The following is a 16,019-nucleotide window of genomic DNA, read 5'->3' on the forward strand; positions in this document are numbered from 1 at the left end:
GTTTGAATACATCGAGATCTACTACAATCGGCAGCGGCTTCACTCCTCGCTGGGCTATCTCAGCCCGGCAGAGTTCGAGCTGCCACGGGTCGCTTAGACGAGTGTCCGATTTTCCGGGGCAAGATCAAGACGCCACCCTGGTCACAAAGATAACGGTATGCGAGCACGAAGAATCAGCCCCATCGCGCACCTGCCCGTTCGGATCAGTGGCGATAGGGCTTGCCCTCCGACGATCCCGAATATATAAAACCGCAGGGACACTGCATTCATAAAACGAAACTACGGGATGGAGCCATCAGTGCGCACCATTGGAATACGCGCAGGATCATCATTCGTCACATTTGCGGTTTTCGACGCTAACGAGAACCGGATAGTGAATGTGGAGACCATCAACATCCCTGTTGCATTGGATACTCCAGACTCGCTTAGGTACATAAGAAACACCGTTCTAGATCTACTGCGGGAGTACAGTATTGAACGCGCATGCATCCGCGAGACGGAGCCCACCGCCCAGTCCTCGAACATACAGCGTATCCAGATCGAGGCAGTGATCCAGGAATCGTTCGCGAGTAGCTCGTTGACTGCGTACTTCGTGGGCCAGATATCCAGCATCTCGTCGCGCATCGGAATCCATCGAGCAGACTTTAAGCCCTACGTCTCTGGCGAGAAGAATCTTGACGAGGTCGAGGATTGGGCAAGCTTCGACAAAGAGGAGCGTGAGGCCATCCTTGCAGCGTTAGGGGCCAGGAATGCTTAAGCCGTACAAGCGAGCAGAAGTCTCATTCGAGCTGCGTAAGAATATCGGTCACGAGGGGAAGAACTCCGAGGTGCATCTTGCTTACGACCCGAATCTCGATGCCGAAATCGTCATCAAGAGGGTACTGAAAAGTGAGCTGGACGTGCCGGCGTACTTTTCCGAATCCCAGCTGCTCTACAAGAGTGGCCACCCAAACGTCGTACCAATCCTCTACGCGTCCGAGGATGCCGACTGCATTTATCTCGCAATGCCGTACTTCCGGCGCGGCTCGCTGAATGCCGCGCTGTCCAAACGGTTCCTCACAGTACGCGAGGTTATTAGATATGCCACGCATTTCCTAGCCGGACTGCACAATGTACATTCAAAAGGCCTGGTGCACTTTGATGTTAAACCGGACAATATCTTGCTCACTGATCGTGATGAAGCCGTGCTGTCGGACTTTGGGCTTGCTAAGCAACTGAACCTCAACGGTGTAGCAGAGCAAGACCGTAGCTACTTCAAGATGCAACCCCCTGAGTTCTTCAACGATCAAGAGTTCGATGCAAGGTTCGACATATATCAGGTGGGCGTAACGCTCTATCGGCTAATCAACGGCAACAGCATGTTTTACGATCAGTTTGGAACGTATGGCGATCAAGCGAACTTCGACTTCCAACAGTTCCGCTTTGACGTGATCAACGAGAGGTTCCCAGATCGCGCCCATCACCTTGAGCACGTACCCGCTCGGCTAAGGAATGTCATCAAGAAGTGCCTGAAGAGCGATCGAAGTGAGCGCTACAAATCTTCCACTGATGTTGTCAGTGATCTCGCCTCAATCGGCGGCGCGGACCTCGACTGGCGCTACGAGCCCGGTATGGACGGCTGCCGACAGTGGACAAAAGTGCAAGCTGATCGAGAGATTCGCTTGCGAGTTGATGGCACGATGCAAAGCCATGCGGAAAAGAGATGCGGTGATGGGCCATTCAGGCGTATAAAGGCGTTCTGCATGGACAGCATCAGCGATCAAGAGATTAGGCAGTTCCTTAGGACGGACGGCAATGAAGAGACAAATTAAAGCCTCACCCGCTGCATTCGTACGGCGCGCCGATCTCATTACGACCAAGCAGTCGCGTGGGGATTCCTCAGTGCGTCTTGGCAATGATTCGAAGGCATGGAAATTCGACAATATCGATCAACATTGGTACGTTCGCGTGAACAGAGGTAACGCGCGCGGCGCAAAATAGCTACCGCCCCAGCGGTGTAACCGGTAATTTCCGGTCGATGGTCATCCGGAAATCTCTGCCAGATAGTTCAGTAATCGTGCCATTACGCCTTCGCCGGCTCTGACCGCTCCGGCAACGCGAAGCTAACTCGCATCCTCCAGACCCGGGACCCGCAGTAGCCGTCCGGGTTTCTCGCAGACACTGCTGGCACTATGTCTCTATTGGTCACCCGTTTTCCACCGGCCCGCTTCTGCCGCATTCACGCATCGCACTTCGTCTTTAAGCCAACGTCCGCTTGGACCATACAAGGGACATCGGGCAGCCTGCGCGCAGGGGACGCCAGTACTAACGAACAGGGGGCCTGTCTTTCGACCGACCCTGGCGTGAAAGCTCGATCAACGCCTGCGCCAACCACGCCTTCTCTGTGCGGGGCGGCGGCATTTGATTGACGAACCTTCTTACCTCCTCCGCCAGCTGATGCTGCCCGTCAACAAGCAGCCGATCCCGAATGGCGCTCCACCCGCTCACGACCTCCCTTCTCGTTTGCTTCAGGGGCGCAGCGCCCGATCCATCCAACAAGCCAGCTTTCAGCTCACGAGCGACCTCGCGTACTCGCGCAGCGATGTGCGACGACTCGCCACGCTGAGCCGCTCTGAAAATTGAATCCAGCTTCGGCGCCCGGCTCTGCCCGCGAACGCTTCGCTCGGTCGCATTCGCCTCCACCCCATGCTCCCGCAGGTGGCGCGCAAACTCCTGGCGCCAGTGCCGCAGCGTGGCCTTGTGAATATTCAGTCGCACGCCGGCCTCACTGACCGCTTTCACGACCACATGTACATGCGGGTGGGGTTCATCCGTATGCAGCACCATAGCGTATCGATGCTGGAGCCCAAACTCCTCTCGGGCGAAGTCGCGGACGGCCGCGAGCACCTTCTTGGGTGGCGTGCCGGCCGGCATGGAGAAGATCAGCTTGTGGACCAGCTTCGGCGAGGCCCGCCGATTCGTCGCGAAGAGGTCCGGCCGCTCTCGATCTTCGTCCAGGTCCAGGTCCCAGTCGTGGATCAGATGCCGCCCAACGCCCCGGCCACTCAGGCGCTCGCCGTCGTCCGTCTCAATCTCAAGGTCACCCCGCCGGCCGATGTAATCGAAATGGGCGTTGACGCCATGACTGGTATTGGCGCCACCGCCGCCGGTCACCTTGACCATCACCTCGGGCGTATGGCGCACGGTGCGGGCGATGAGCGCCACCTCCGCGGGAGACAACCGGTCGCGCTGTCCCGGTCCTCGACGAGCGTAGCTCGTCAGGTCCCATATGGCTCCGCTGCGATCAAGATGGAACGTTCCCATGGCCGACCCTCCATGACCCGGCTGGTGATGAGCCAGGCGAGTTAGCTGGTTGAGGTTGCGGCCGATCGCTCCCAGCTCCGCGACGGATCGCTTGAGCGCCATCAACTCCGCTTTGGGCAAGGGAGCAAGATCCCGCAGGTGGGCCCGGACCAGGACGGAGACATACGTGGCCGCCGGCATCTGCCGAGCTGCAGCTCGCTCCATAAGTAGCAACTGGTCTTCTGGATGTAGCCGGACATACAACCGCGCCGCTCGCAATCGCCGCCCTGGCGACCTCAGGACATCGCCGTCGGCGTGGCTCACTCGCTGCACGCTCAGCTCAATGAGCTGCTTCAAAAGCGCCGACTCCGTCATCTGCTGATGTTCCGCGAGCCATTGTGTCGGCCGCACACTCTCGGTACTTCTGAGGCAAGCCCTGCGTGCATCGTGAGCGCAGAGCGCATCGCTGCCCGATATCGCGCGCATCTTCTGCCGCGCTGGCATGACTTTCCCGCGTACTGGAACAATCTCCTCATGGCCGCGCGCGACAACGATGAAGCGGCCCTCGAGGAATCTCGTCTCCACGGGGTGCTCATGATCGGCGGTGCGCTGCTGCCTTTATTGGAGGGCAAGGCGGTATGAGCATCGTCCGAGTCCTCACGTTGAAACAAACGCGAGCCGTTCCCGCATCAAGGCGCAGTATTTCTGGTCGAGCTCGATGCCGAGATATCTCCGACCAGTGATCTGTGCCGCGACCAGCGTACTGCCGGAGCCGGCAAAGGGATCCAGCACCAACTGTCCGGACTGCGAGAAGGTCTCGATGAGCGGCGTGAGGATGCGCACCGCCTTCTGTGTCGGATGATCCGTGTTACCGGAATACAGCCAGGTCTGGATGTCATCGAGCGGCCTGCTTGGCAGTGACGGCTGCCCCTTCGCGAGCAGGTACGCTGACTCGTGTCTGTAGCGCAGGAAACGTTCGCGCGAGGCGTAGTCCTTGACCCAGACGATATGGCCCACGGGTTTGAAACCTGCACGGCGCCAGGCGCGAAAGAAATCATCGACCAAGCCCCACCCGTAGAACGAAATGCACACGCTGTTGGGCTTCAGAACTCGGTACAGATCGGTGAAGGCGCCGAGGATGCGGTTGGGATCATCGTCATTGGCGACGGTGCGGCCGAGGCGGTCTTGATAGCGAACACCGTACGGCGGATCGGTCACGATCAAGTCGACGAAGGCATCCGGCAGTTGTTTTAGCACGCGGGTGCAATCACCGTGCAGGATCTCGTTGCTCGGGAACATGGCAGTGACTCCAGTGAGCTCGGCGGCTTGCCGATGCGTGTCCCCCATCACGTCGCGCGCAGCCGTCAACTGAGAGATGGCGAGTCCGTGGAATAAATGGCGGGGACCCGCGTCTTCGCGGGGTGGCGGCCGTTTATGCCGCGAAAGCTCGCCGTGTCTCGGTTGACGGGGAGCACGACGTGATACGCTGGACCAGCATAGGCAAGCCCCACACTCTTCTCCTCCTCTTGATGTTTTCGCTCCCGCATTCTCGGCGTCCTGCTGCTCAGGAGCGCAAGGTGTGGCCGACGTGGCAATGAGCGGTTGTATCCTCAGTCGAGAAAATCGAGGCTGCAGCACCAAATGCGTGCCGCAGCCCCGATGTCTACGTCACCGAGCTTTCAAGCGATGAAGCACGACCACTGCGCCATATAGCGCCGTGACGTCTTCCAGGATTGCATCCAACCCAAACACCGTACCAATCGCCTCGTTGTGTTGACCGCATTGACTGAGCAGGCAGGCCTCAGCACTCTGCTTCGTTGCAACTGCAAGCAACGCTTGCATCGCTTTGAGGTTGGCGGTCACTGCTTGAACCTTGACCTCGGCCGGCATGGCGCTCATGAGAGTCTCCTTGGGAATGTTCGTCGGCGGGAGTGCCGACGCGTCCCCGCACCACGGCGCGCACAGCGGTCAAGGTGACGGTCGCGGAACCGTGGAATAAATGGCTCGACGACCCGCGTCCTCGCGGGGTGGCGCCGTTTATGCCGCGAAAGTCCGCGGCCGTTGCCTTGACCGGTAGAGTCGAGATGTGGCGCGGTGGCGTTTAGGATCTTCTCAACTGTTGCCGCCCCTTTCGGTTGGCGGTGCCTCAATTGAAGATCCTTGACTCCGTTTCCACATCCCGCTCATCGAACCGGACTGGCAGATTTCCCGCATCCGGCTCTCGGACGAGAACTCATGTTTTCGCCCACGGGAGATTACGCGTCAGCAGAGGCATTCGGACCAGACCGAGATCGCGATGAAGCGCCTCGTTCGTCCAGCGTCTTGCGCTCGGATGTTTGTCACGTAACCAGCGGCGGAGCCGAGTTGTGGTGTATCGGTCAATCAACTGATACGACCGCCCGACCGGACCCAATTTGAAGTAGTTGGCCCAACCGTACAGTGATCGATTGATCCCGAGAACCACGGTCTCGGCCGCCAGCCAGGTGCGGTTGTGCGCCGTCTGCTCGCCTATATTTGCGAGCAATCGTTGCACACTCTTCTTGGACGGGCGCGTGCCGATGAAGGCCCGCCCATTCCGCGTCGAGTAACACCGGCCGAACGTATAACCTAAGAAGTCGAAGTGCTCTTCCGGCACGCGACAAATGTGAGTCTTGCGCTCGTTTACCGTCAGCTTCAGCCGCGTCATGATGAGCCGCATCGCGTGCAATGCCTGTTCGGCACTACCTTTGCAGCAGATCACCAAATCATCGGCATAGGTAACAACGCGCGCCCCGAGGCGTCGCTCGTATCCCAAGTGCTTCCACCCCATCACAAACCGCCGCATGTAGATATTCGACAGCAGCGGCGATAGCGGTGAACCTTGAGGCGTGCCACGCTTCTCGTCGCGGTTTTGGGTCGTACGCTGCGTTCGTCCACGCTCGTCTGTTTCCTCCACGGGCGCATGCAGCCACATCTTGATCAACATCATGCGTAACAACGACTGAAAGTCCATAGGGTGAACCCGACGGCCTGCGCTGAATGCTGGCGCCACAACGAGGGGACAGGAGCGCGCTCGGCCGCACCTGCGGGCGCGCCGTGACTACGACAGCGCGTTGACGCTTGAACGGAAAAGCACCCGCATCCTGGCCGCAGGAACTGCGTGTACCCCCTTTCTTCGCGAGCAGTCCACCAGCAGCCGCTGAGTGCTACTCGGTTCCTGCCTTCGTCCATGCAGTTTTTCAAACGCACGGCCGCCGGCTGGACGTGTATCAGATCTGTTTACGGACCGAGCCACGACGTTTCCGTTGCGATCTGCGCGCCTGCTCTTGTAGACGCTCAATAAGGTGCTCGACGGTGGCGGCGCCGAAGTCGCCCTTGACGTCATCGTGATAGCGCGCGCCCTCGCGCGTCAGATGCAAAGTTCCGACGCTTTGGCCCGAAGGAAACGCCAGCGTATCGGCCAGGGAGATTGCATCGAGGAGTTCAGCACCCGTAAGCCGATGGGTGGCCAAAGGCATCGTGAACTCATCGTCTCGGGCGAGTTGCTCCATCCATCTATCTGCCAACTCCTGTTTGGAAAAAAGCTCTAGCACGTAAGCAAAGGCATAAGGCCCCCATGAGTGGAATACGCTCCTCTGAATCATGGCGAGCGCGCCCCGCTCGTTCAAATGCACCCACGCGCTTAGATCTTTGGCGGCTTCGGTCAGCGGATGCTTCGGGCCGCGTGAGATCTCCAGCATGCCATTAGGGCCGCGCCGGGATACGTGCGGGGCGAGCACCACTCGCGAGATGTCCATCCCATCAAGCATGTGCAAAGGAGCAAATGGGCGGCCAAACTGAAAGTGGACGCCCGCGAGCGTGAGGCCGGCTCCGGCATGAGCGGTGAACTTGTCGGTCTCGCGGCGCTGCGTGCGGAGATAGGCCCATGCATGGGGAACGAGCTTGCGAGTCTTTTCTCCCCAACCGAAGTTGTTAAGCACATGAGCCTCTAGGGATGTCAGATCCGTAAGGACGCCTTCACCTTCGTAAGGCAGAAAGCGCCACGCGATATGACCTTTGTCGTATGCCTCCAGCAAATCTTCTTGTGTCTCAATCCCCGCATACAGCTGATGGGGACGAAGCGGAACCAAGTCCCGAGGCCGCTCGAATCGCACTGCCTGAGGGTTGACCGGAATGGCACTGATGGCCGCTCGCCAATCCTTCCCTGGCGCCCAAACCTCGCAAGCCTCCGGGAACGCTACCCTTGAGCTGTTGGTCTCCGGTGTTCCGTGATGCCAGTGCAGATTTTGGATGTGGCCGAATGCAAGACGCGCAAGCCCGCGGTGAGTGCGCGGCTCCTTGCCTGTGGCTGTTCGGGTCTCCAACAGCACATCGAGATCTCCGCACGTAAGCATGCCTCGCGCGTACGAGCCTACCACCCACATGCGCGTAATGAAAACCGTCTCGCTGGCCGCGGCTGGGTCCAGTTCGTTTGCTTCAATCGCCCAACGGAGATACCTGTCGCGATCGCGGATCTCGAAGCTTGCGCAGGCATCGAGTCGCTCACACATGCGAATCAGCAGTGCAGTGAATTTCTCCCGCGGCTGGCGATTCTCAGGCACAGAAGATGCCACGCTCATTTTCATTACCCGGTCAGGAATCCTGAGGACTTCCGTTCGGGTGAGGAACCTTCCCGGCGTCGACACGAGCCCAAAATCCCGCCGGTGGTTTCTTGATCCCGACCTGTCTACAGCGCTTCCCGATCGCAGAATCCGAGACACCAAATTGCTCGGCGATCTTTGTTGTTGGCATCGACCAAACTAGCCGCTCGAGTTCCTGATGCGACAATCGGTCCCACTCTTCACATCGCGGGTGCGCTTTTAACCGATCAAGCCTCTTTTGCTCTTGTATCGCTTGCTTCTCTTGCCATTGCAGCTTCCACTGCCGTGATCGTTCCGCCTCCGCTTCCTGCTTATCTCTGAAACTCTTCTCCACTGATGCATCGCACTCGGACGAGAAACTAACTATGACTGGACAGGACTGGCTGAACACCGCAGCGTGCTCTTCCGCTAAGTAGCGGATGAGAGTGTCAAGAGTCGTTATCGAGTAATCCCAATCGTGGCTGATAAATGGAAGTACTACGGTGCAGGTATCTGCCCACGGAACATAAAACTGCTCACCTTGCCACCGCCGATAGGCCATCTGTTCCAACACCTCGACACATCGGAAAGGCGGCCATCGATCACGAGGGAAGTCCCGCCGGTTACTCCTAAGCCGAGCGAAGAGCGAGGCAGCGATGAGTATGGCCGCTACATTCTCGGCATCGTCTTTAGACTCGTATATGTGCTGAAGGGTATCGAGCTCCCCTTTCCGCTGATTCTCGACATGAATCGGGCCGTGCGTTCCCGGCCACCGCAGAAAATGGTGTTGGACGTACTCTTGGCGCTCACGGATTCGGCGCCGCGGCCACCACGAAAGCTCCGGTTCTCTGCCGGTCGGATACGCCGGATCATGCACTGAAACCTGCACGAAAAGGTCCGCCGGATCTATCGCAAAGTCCTCCAGGCGTGATTTCCAATGCAAGAACACGCCGGACCAGTCCCAATCTTTCCGAAATTCTTCTAATTCCCGTCGTCGCGCTTCCTCAGCCCAATCCACGCGACTTTTGCTTGCTCGCCGTACCGCCATTTTGGACCTCAAAGCATTGGCACCCAAGGCAGTGCCTGAAGGAGGTATAAGCCGCTAAGAATCCGATTATGCGCCTGCACCCATGGAACCGCAGGGTTGACCTTGCAGAAACAGTTTCACGGGCGAGCAACGAAGTTGAAAGACAAGATCTAAGACTCCCTCACGGCTCGGCATTTACCCTGAGTCGCGAGCGGGATTGCTGGCAACTGCCCCTTGCCGGCCGTGGACCTCACCTTAGTGGCCGCGGCTGGCGTTCTGTCATGTCCCCCCTTGGCGATGTGCTTGCAACCCCTGATTGGATTGCTTAACAGATCGGCGGCGGTTTTGCCGACGAACAGCGGCATGTGCCAGCTCCAGCAAGCCTTTGAGATTTGACCTTCGAGCGTTTGGCCTGCGACTTTCTTTGAGCCGCCGATACAGTTGCTGTGCCTTGCCCGCCTCGCGTTCGCCGTGGCAAAACCAGAGCGCCTGGTCAGCATGCGCCCATTGGGTGCTCGCCGAATCCCACGATCCCGGATAAGAAACATCCTCCAACGGCAGCGGGCGACGTTGCGCCTGAAGAAGTCGGCGAGTCTTGAACCGCTTCGGGTCGATTTTCCCCTCGAAGAATTTGGGCGGCGGCAGGAATTTCTTAATCGATGGCGGCGGCGCGGGATGCCGCATCTGCGGATCGCTCGCATACCCCGAGTAGTCGGGTCCATGTCGTGTAATCACACGATGGAAATCACCCTTCAATGAAGGGGTCGGCGAACTGACACCGCGTGAGGTTGTTGACCAGGCGACTGCGGGTGAGATGGGTTTGATGATACTGAATCGACCCGTACTCCATCAGCACACGCAGCAAGAACCAATTCAATGGCGCTTGCCGGGTGGAGTAAATGGTGGGTGAGCGTCCCGTGACCGTAACGTGGAGGTCGGTTCTAAACGCGTCCCGAATCTTCTCAGAAAAGATCTTCGACAGAATGAAACTGTCTAGGCACGCCTTGATTTCGTGGCTGGCCATGTCATCGAATTGGGCTTGCAGCGCCGAGAGAGAGGCACTCAGCGCCTCATCGACCGCAGCGTTCTCATTGAAATTCTTCAGCAGCCGATGGACGGCACGGTAGAGCTTGCCGCTGGGCTGAGATTGCCGCCCAGATCCGAACGGGTTGGCCCGCGCAGTGAGATCTGCGAGGCCACGCGTACGCCAATACCACTGAATGATGCCCTCGTGGCGAGCAATTTGGCGATGCGTTAGATGTTGGATCGCCCTCGTGTATTGAGTACTCAAGCCTTTCGCGAGCGTGTTGCTCGGCAGGAAACTAAAGATGTTCTCATGGGTGAAGTCGCGAATCAGCAATTGTGCCAGTTCAATGATCGCGCTATCGCCGTTGCCAGAAACCAGTACCCGCTCCACGCCGCCTTTGCGCAACGGGGAGCGCCGGTAGGTCAGCGGATTGCCGGAGAGCCAATACGAGATGTCGTTCGTCACAGCATTGTCATCCAGTGCATCTTCGCCGAATCCTGTCGCAAGGATGACGGCATCGAACCTCATCGGCGCTCGCGACGGCTTCAGGATGGGCAGCTCAACGCTGCGGTCTGCGGATTGTGGTGTGCCGACGGTGGTGTTCAAGTGCAGGGCGATGGGCAGCGTTGCGCGGTAATGATCGAATGTCCCAGTTCGAGCTGCCCGGCTGGGCGAAGCTACCGCGCGCGCATCTGCTCCACGAGAATCACTTCCGGGGCCTCGGGCTGCGCGGCGCGGCCGCCCTCAATGCGCTGAAGCTGTATCTGGCGCTGGTGACCTTCCGACCGAACCAGTCGCGGCATGTGCTGCTCTCCTACGATCGCATCGAGCACTACACCGGGATCCCCCGACCACGCATCCGGCACGCGATCGATGTGCTGCTCAACCACGATTGGATTTCGATCGGCACACACGGGGTCGCGTCGATCGCGGCCGAGGTCAACGAGCATCGCAAGCCCACCAATGTTTATATCTTGCGCGGCGATTTTTGGGGCCGCCCCCAGCAGACCTATCCGCGTGCCGCCGTCGCCGTCGAGCCGCCCTTCTATGCTTGCAGGCCGGCATGGCCCTGCGGGCGGCACGGACCTGCGGGCGGCAAGCTATGCTGGTCGCAGGCCCGTGCCGATCAGCAACGCGGTGTTGGAGCTTGCAAGCGACGACTGTCTTCGTGGTGCCGGCCGCAGGCCCCCCTAGACTGGCTTCGAGTTCGTCTCCCGCCGGACCTGCTCAAAGATTTCTTCGCGGTGAACCGCGACGTCCTCCGGTGCCTCGGTGCCGATTCGCACCTGGTTGCCTTTCACGCCGAGCACGACCACGGTGATGTCGGCGCCGATGTGAATGGCCTCGCCAACCCGTCGCGTCAAAATGAGCATCGTTTAACGTCCCTGAATCGATCCGTTACGCCGGACCGTGCGGGCGAGGACTGTAGACCGATGGCTTGCCATGCTGAGATAAATCGCTGGCCACATCGCTGGAAATTCATCGACTGAATCCGCTTCATTTGTGGTAGGCGCTTGATCTCCACTGAGGACGCAAGTGGGCTGGTTCGTGGCCCGACACGCAAGAACGCGGCGAGAGGAAGACGGCCTAGAATGCCCGCGATCCGAGGCAAGGCGCACCGCGCATCTATCATCGACCGAGGAGGAACGGACCAAGAGGCGCGGCCTGCCGAACGCAAGGAGCGCAGCCCCCTCGGCCCATCGGGTGAGAACAGTCAGACGCTTCAGAGGATAAGGTTCCTTGCTTGCCCGCAGCATCCAACGCCGCTGTACATTGCGATCCGCCATCAGGCTGGCAAGCTGCGAGGGCGGATAGCGAACAGGAGGGATAATCATAGACAGAGAGGATACTGAAGGATGACCCGTACGCTGACCCCACGCGATCTTCCCCACGATGACCGATATATTGGCTACTGCCTCAATGAGTCGGACGAACTCGTGCATATTGATAGCGTGCCCCGCGGCAAAGCGTGCGGTTGTCGGTGCGTCAGTTGCGCCGAACCGCTCATTGCTAGAAAGGGTGACATCCGCGTTCATCATTTTGCCCATGCACAGCAGAATCAATGCACCGGCGCGCTCGAGACGCTCCTGCATCTGCTCGCCAAGGAGATTCTGCGCACCGCTTCCGTCCTTGCCCTGCCTGATTACACCTGGCGCCGCGAGCAGTCCCTTGGAGATCGACTGATACATCTTGAACAGGCGATTGTTGCCGGCGGGCGTGCCCGGCTGTCGCAAGTCTTGATCGAGCCTCGTACGTTCGAGGGCATCATCCCCGACGTTGTATTTGCGACGCAGGCGCGCGACGGATCCGCCCGCACGATCTTGCTTGAAGTTACAGTGAGTCACCCCGTCGACGCCGAAAAGCTCAAGCGCCTACGGGCGCTGAATCTTCCTGCGCTCGAACTGACGTTGAAACCAGCGCACGCACGATTGACGCGCGCGGAGCTCGAAAAGCGCATCTTGCAAGGATCGGCCGGCAAACGATGGCTCTTTCATCCGCGTGAGTTGGATTGCGAACGACGATTTGACGAGCGCTATCGTCAAGCACGAGATCGCCTTGAACAAGAGCAAGCCGAGCGCGCTAAGGCAGAGAAGGATCGCGGTGAGCGCATGCGCCGGGCGTCGAGCTTCGACGGCACCCGCGAGAGTGCAAACCTGATTGCGGAGTTCTTTGCTCGCCATGGCCGCTTCCCGACGATGTCGGAGACCTCCGCCATGTTTCAAGAAGCACTCGCCAAGCGAAAACTGAAATAGCGGGTTGAGCGCCAGGAGTGCCCCCTCCGTAACCGCGCAAAGCGTGGTCAGGAAGTGCGAAAATGCCGCGATGAAATCTATTCTCTGGGTCCTCGCGCTGACTGCAGCTACACTCTTCGCACACTCAACAGCAGCGCTCTCCGAAGGGCGCTCCGTCCTCGCTGGACGCGTGGTCAAGGTCATCGATGGCGACACGATCGACGTTCGGCTCCAGTCTGGCCTGATTCGAGTGCGCTTCCACGGTGTGGATGCGCCAGAGAATGCCCAGAATCACGGGAAGGAGGCGACAGCGGCGCTCTCGCTTTTGGTGATGGACAAGGATGTGCAGATTGAACCTTTCGAGCAGGACCGATATGACCGCCTCGTCGGAATCGTCTTCATCGGCGAGCTGAACGTGAATTCGGCAGCCGTTCGCAACGGTCACGCTTGGGCGATGCGACGCTATATGCGCAAGGCCGATGCTGTACTGGTACCGCTTTAACAGTTCACCGAAAAGTTTCCTGCCGACCAGAACGGACTATTTACAGCCCGCCCCCTTCAATCTCGACAAGACCCAGAAGCAGATCAAGGCGGCGGTTGTCGGAGCTTAGCGCTGAAAGACTGCGGCGGCAGGAAGCTCGCCGCCGGTTGCACGGCGGCGAGCTGAGTGTGACGTCGCCGTCACCTCGCGCTAGTTCACGGGCCTCAGTTGGAAGTAGTCGGCGTTCCACTGCCAGTTGCTGGGACCGCTGCTCAACATGCGAATCGTGTGATCGCCGCTGGTGAGCTGCAGCGCCGGCGTCAGCCTCAACGGCACGAAGTGATCCCAGCTGCCGTTGTTGGGTACTGCGGTGGTGGAGATGTGCTGCCCATCGACCAGCAGCGTGGCCTGCGCGCCATTCATCGGAGTCGAGATCGTGATGTCGACGGCGTAGCTGCCGGCCACAGGCACATTGACGCGATAGTCCGCCCAGTCTCCCACCTGATTCCAGTTGATCGCGGTCACTCCATTGACGTTGTACACCTGGAAGCCACCGTAGGCGCCGCCGGTTTGCGTGAACGCCTCCATTTGCACCGTCTGAGCGCTCGGAGTACCGCCACCATTGCAGTTTGGCGTGCAAGGCGGATTAGTCGATCGACCCGGCGCCTGACTCATGTCCCATACCTGCAAGCCAGCCGCGGCGTATTCGGCGCGGTTGAGGAAAGTGGCTTCGATGGTATTGTTGGTGCGCAGGTACTGCAGCGGAACGGGGATCTCCAGCGTAGCAAAGAACGTATTGCGCCCCGGATCCTCGCCGCGCCAGTCGGGATTCACAGCGATCGAATGCCCATTGAGCTTCACCGCGACCCGGCCGTCTTGCCGGATGATGTCCTGGTAGATGAAGTTGCCTGTCAGGCGGATCTGAGCCTCGCCCACTGCGGGCACCGCCACGTTGTTCACTCGCGCGGTCAGGGGAGTGTACGAAGTGGTGACTCGATGGGGTGACGACGGAGTCAGCGGCTCGCTGTAGTATCGTCGCTCCTTGGACGTCGCATTGATGGCGACCGGATCCCGGTAGGTGATCGCCAGGATCATAGTTGCATCGGCGGCGACCGTGACCGTGCCGGGAACTGTTGTCAGCGACCGTTGATCCAGACGGGGCCGTCCATCGGTACCCAGCGATCGATCCAGGAACAGATGTCGCTGCTGCACCGAGGTGACTGGATTGCCTTGCGCCCCGAACAACGACAGCTGCAGCTGCGTGTCCTGGTGCTGCAGGCTGTTCAAGATCAGATACACCGTCCTGCCGTTGACGTACGCATCGACCTGGATATCTCTATCCGACGCGGCAGTGTCTATGCGCGTACCCGTGACGCCTTTCCACAACTCGTACCACTTGATATATGACGACCACTCCCATTGACACTGCGTGCGGTCGGCGTTGCAGGTGTCGAGCTTGCGATTCATCATTTTGTACGGGTACGGGCGATTCGCATCCCAATCGCCCCAGGTCGCCTTGATGGGAGTGAACGGCATCGAGCGCACCACCTGGTCGGGTCGCTCCAGGAATTGCATCAGCATGGACGAGAAGGGCTTGAGATCCTCCCATTCGCGGCGCGCCGCATCGATGGTGTAACCGCGCTCGATATATGCGCCGTTGACCGAACCGTATTCGGAAAGAACGACCGGCTTGGTCGTGCCGAACTTCTTGACGTTGTACCACTGCAGCAGATCGAGCGTGGCTTCCACCGCGCCGCCCGTGCGAGTGACACTGCCCCCGCCGACCGCCCAGTTCGGCCAGTCATACAAGTGGACCGAATAGAAATCCATGTTCTGGCCGGCGGTGTCGATGAAGCCCTTCCAGATCACATCCCACTGGAACCAGTTGTTATCGCCGAGCCCCCAGTAGCTCGAACTCGTCTGTTCGCGCGCGTACGCTCTGGCCTCGACATCCTCCGGCCGATAAAAGGCATCGGTGTAACCGTGCTGCTTGAAGCGCGTGCCGAGGTCTCGGTCGGGCAGGTCGTGCAATCCCCAAGTCATGCCGCCGATCAGCGGCGCCTTGCTGCCCAGTCTGGAACGCACCTCCTGTGCGACCAGGTTGTGATATTGGAAGATGTCTTCCCAACTCGACATCATGAACTGGCCGGTGTTGAGGAGCATGTCCGGCTCGTTGACAACCTCCCAGTACTTCGGCAGCGATGCGCCGGAGTCGGTCGCGTATTTGGCGAAGAACTGATCGAGATACTGACCCACCCATTCTGCCGACGTCTCGATGTCTCTGGTCAGCCACTTGCCGTTGCCGCCGGAGGCCGGCTCGGAGCCGGCCCAGCAGTGCGCGTAGTAGCACAACGTCGGATAAGTTGGATGGGGATTGGTTCCCATGATCATATTCTGGGCGCGATCGCGAAAGGACAGCAGGAACGGGTTCTGCGCGGAGTACTGCGATCGGACCCAGCCGCCGAAATCGGCCATCTGCTCGTGGTCGGGACGACCGGGCCTCGCCGGATCCTGCTCGGTCGCGGCGAAGATCCACGAAGCGGTGCCGTTGTCTCTTCCCATGTAGGCATCGAGCGTGCGAAAGAGGTAGGTCATCTTGTCCTCCTCGCCCTGCCAGTCCGGCTCCGTCAAGTTGGTGTGCACGATGATATGGCGATCGCGTCCGAAGTCCGATACGCCGTTGACACTGTGCTTCATGTTGAGATTCACATCCACCGCCACCGTGCTCGCATGCGCGCTTGCGACGAGCAGGGTGGTGGCGAGACTCGCTCTTCCTATAACTTTCATACTGGCTACTCCGACGTTGGTAGTGCCAGGCGGCATTACACCTGGCCGTGCATCGAGCCGTTGGATGCCGGCTCCCGTGCCATGT

Annotated in this window: 15 protein-coding genes and 1 pseudogene; 5 read left to right on the forward strand and 11 right to left on the reverse strand. The window is 59.4% G+C overall.

The window, feature by feature from the left end; genetic code table 11:
• From EK373_RS00005 to EK373_RS00015, 3 genes are all read left to right on the forward strand, one after another.
• Positions 1–97, forward strand: a 97-nt coding sequence (locus EK373_RS00005; RefSeq protein ID WP_157994167.1) for an IS3 family transposase, incomplete at its 5' end; no start/stop codon positions are given.
• Positions 98–286: 189 nt separating this feature from the next.
• A complete protein-coding gene (locus EK373_RS00010; RefSeq protein ID WP_129640709.1) occupies positions 287–757 on the forward strand; it encodes a hypothetical protein in 471 nt (156 codons plus the stop codon).
• Positions 750–1,811 carry a serine/threonine-protein kinase gene (locus EK373_RS00015; RefSeq protein ID WP_129640710.1) on the forward strand — a complete coding sequence of 354 codons (1,062 nt, stop codon included), beginning with the start codon at positions 750–752 and terminating at the stop codon, positions 1,809–1,811. The genes EK373_RS00010 and EK373_RS00015 overlap by 8 nt, the downstream gene beginning before the upstream one ends.
• Positions 1,812–2,304: 493 nt before the next feature.
• Here EK373_RS00015 and EK373_RS00020 read toward each other — a convergent pair whose 3' ends face one another.
• The 10 genes and pseudogenes from EK373_RS00020 to csrA form a co-directional block, all read right to left on the reverse strand.
• On the reverse strand, positions 2,305–3,867 hold the full coding sequence (locus EK373_RS00020) for a relaxase/mobilization nuclease domain-containing protein (protein ID WP_198682979.1): 1,563 nt from the start codon (positions 3,865–3,867) through the stop codon (positions 2,305–2,307).
• A gap of 72 nt (positions 3,868–3,939) precedes the next feature.
• Positions 3,940–4,581, reverse strand: a complete 642-nt coding sequence (locus EK373_RS00025) for a DNA methyltransferase (protein ID WP_129640712.1) — start codon at positions 4,579–4,581, stop codon at positions 3,940–3,942.
• Positions 4,582–4,950: 369 nt separating this feature from the next.
• Positions 4,951–5,181 (reverse strand): hypothetical protein, encoded by a 231-nt coding sequence (locus tag EK373_RS00030; protein WP_129640714.1) that lies wholly within the window; start codon positions 5,179–5,181, stop codon positions 4,951–4,953.
• Positions 5,182–5,515: 334 nt separating this feature from the next.
• Positions 5,516–6,250, reverse strand: coding sequence for a reverse transcriptase domain-containing protein (locus EK373_RS00035; protein ID WP_198682980.1), 735 nt, complete (start codon positions 6,248–6,250; stop codon positions 5,516–5,518).
• 280 nt (positions 6,251–6,530) lie between these two features.
• Positions 6,531–7,886, reverse strand: a complete 1,356-nt coding sequence (locus tag EK373_RS00040) for a hypothetical protein (RefSeq protein WP_129640718.1) — start codon at positions 7,884–7,886, stop codon at positions 6,531–6,533.
• 7 nt (positions 7,887–7,893) lie between these two features.
• The gene (locus EK373_RS00045) at positions 7,894–8,898 is read right to left on the reverse strand and encodes a hypothetical protein (RefSeq protein WP_129640720.1); all 1,005 of its coding nucleotides are present in this window, start codon (positions 8,896–8,898) and stop codon (positions 7,894–7,896) included.
• A gap of 288 nt (positions 8,899–9,186) precedes the next feature.
• A complete protein-coding gene (locus EK373_RS00050; RefSeq protein ID WP_129640722.1) occupies positions 9,187–9,591 on the reverse strand; it encodes a hypothetical protein in 405 nt (134 codons plus the stop codon).
• A 61-nt stretch (positions 9,592–9,652) separates the two neighbouring features.
• Complete coding sequence (locus EK373_RS00055; protein ID WP_129640724.1) at positions 9,653–10,540, reverse strand: hypothetical protein; 888 nt, start codon at positions 10,538–10,540, stop codon at positions 9,653–9,655.
• 71 nt (positions 10,541–10,611) lie between these two features.
• On the reverse strand, positions 10,612–10,824 hold the full coding sequence (locus tag EK373_RS00060; protein ID WP_129640726.1) for a hypothetical protein: 213 nt from the start codon (positions 10,822–10,824) through the stop codon (positions 10,612–10,614).
• A gap of 315 nt (positions 10,825–11,139) precedes the next feature.
• Positions 11,140–11,307 (reverse strand): annotated as a pseudogene (gene csrA, locus EK373_RS00065) (carbon storage regulator CsrA); the annotation flags it as partial.
• Between the two features lie 483 nt (positions 11,308–11,790).
• Between csrA and EK373_RS00070 the strand changes: the two are divergent.
• Together EK373_RS00070 and EK373_RS00075 are read left to right on the forward strand one after the other, a co-directional pair.
• Positions 11,791–12,687, forward strand: a complete 897-nt coding sequence (locus EK373_RS00070) for a competence protein CoiA family protein (protein ID WP_129640730.1) — start codon at positions 11,791–11,793, stop codon at positions 12,685–12,687.
• Positions 12,688–12,757: 70 nt separating this feature from the next.
• Positions 12,758–13,168 (forward strand): thermonuclease family protein, encoded by a 411-nt coding sequence (locus EK373_RS00075; protein ID WP_129640731.1) that lies wholly within the window; start codon positions 12,758–12,760, stop codon positions 13,166–13,168.
• 189 nt (positions 13,169–13,357) lie between these two features.
• On the opposite strand, the gene EK373_RS00080 is transcribed toward EK373_RS00075, so the two are convergent.
• Complete coding sequence (locus tag EK373_RS00080; RefSeq protein WP_161810939.1) at positions 13,358–15,934, reverse strand: carbohydrate-binding protein; 2,577 nt, start codon at positions 15,932–15,934, stop codon at positions 13,358–13,360.
• Between the last annotated feature and the right edge of the window lie 85 nt (positions 15,935–16,019).

The organism is Peristeroidobacter agariperforans (genome assembly GCF_004138335.1).
GTDB lineage: Bacteria > Pseudomonadota > Gammaproteobacteria > Steroidobacterales > Steroidobacteraceae > Steroidobacter > Steroidobacter agariperforans.

What these genes read in the sequence shown, in the direction of transcription:
- EK373_RS00010 (WP_129640709.1), top strand. Translation starts at nt 287, where the DNA reads ATGGAGCCATCAGTGCGCACCATTGGAATACGCGCAGGATCATCATTC.
- EK373_RS00015 (WP_129640710.1), top strand. Translation starts at nt 750, where the DNA reads ATGCTTAAGCCGTACAAGCGAGCAGAAGTCTCATTCGAGCTGCGTAAG.
- EK373_RS00025 (WP_129640712.1), bottom strand. Translation starts at nt 4,581, where the DNA reads ATGTTCCCGAGCAACGAGATCCTGCACGGTGATTGCACCCGCGTGCTA.
- EK373_RS00030 (WP_129640714.1), bottom strand. Translation starts at nt 5,181, where the DNA reads ATGAGCGCCATGCCGGCCGAGGTCAAGGTTCAAGCAGTGACCGCCAAC.
- EK373_RS00035 (WP_198682980.1), bottom strand. Translation starts at nt 6,250, where the DNA reads ATGATGTTGATCAAGATGTGGCTGCATGCGCCCGTGGAGGAAACAGAC.
- EK373_RS00040 (WP_129640718.1), bottom strand. Translation starts at nt 7,886, where the DNA reads ATGAAAATGAGCGTGGCATCTTCTGTGCCTGAGAATCGCCAGCCGCGG.
- EK373_RS00050 (WP_129640722.1), bottom strand. Translation starts at nt 9,591, where the DNA reads ATGCGGCATCCCGCGCCGCCGCCATCGATTAAGAAATTCCTGCCGCCG.
- EK373_RS00070 (WP_129640730.1), top strand. Translation starts at nt 11,791, where the DNA reads ATGACCCGTACGCTGACCCCACGCGATCTTCCCCACGATGACCGATAT.
- EK373_RS00075 (WP_129640731.1), top strand. Translation starts at nt 12,758, where the DNA reads ATGAAATCTATTCTCTGGGTCCTCGCGCTGACTGCAGCTACACTCTTC.
- EK373_RS00080 (WP_161810939.1), bottom strand. Translation starts at nt 15,934, where the DNA reads ATGAAAGTTATAGGAAGAGCGAGTCTCGCCACCACCCTGCTCGTCGCA.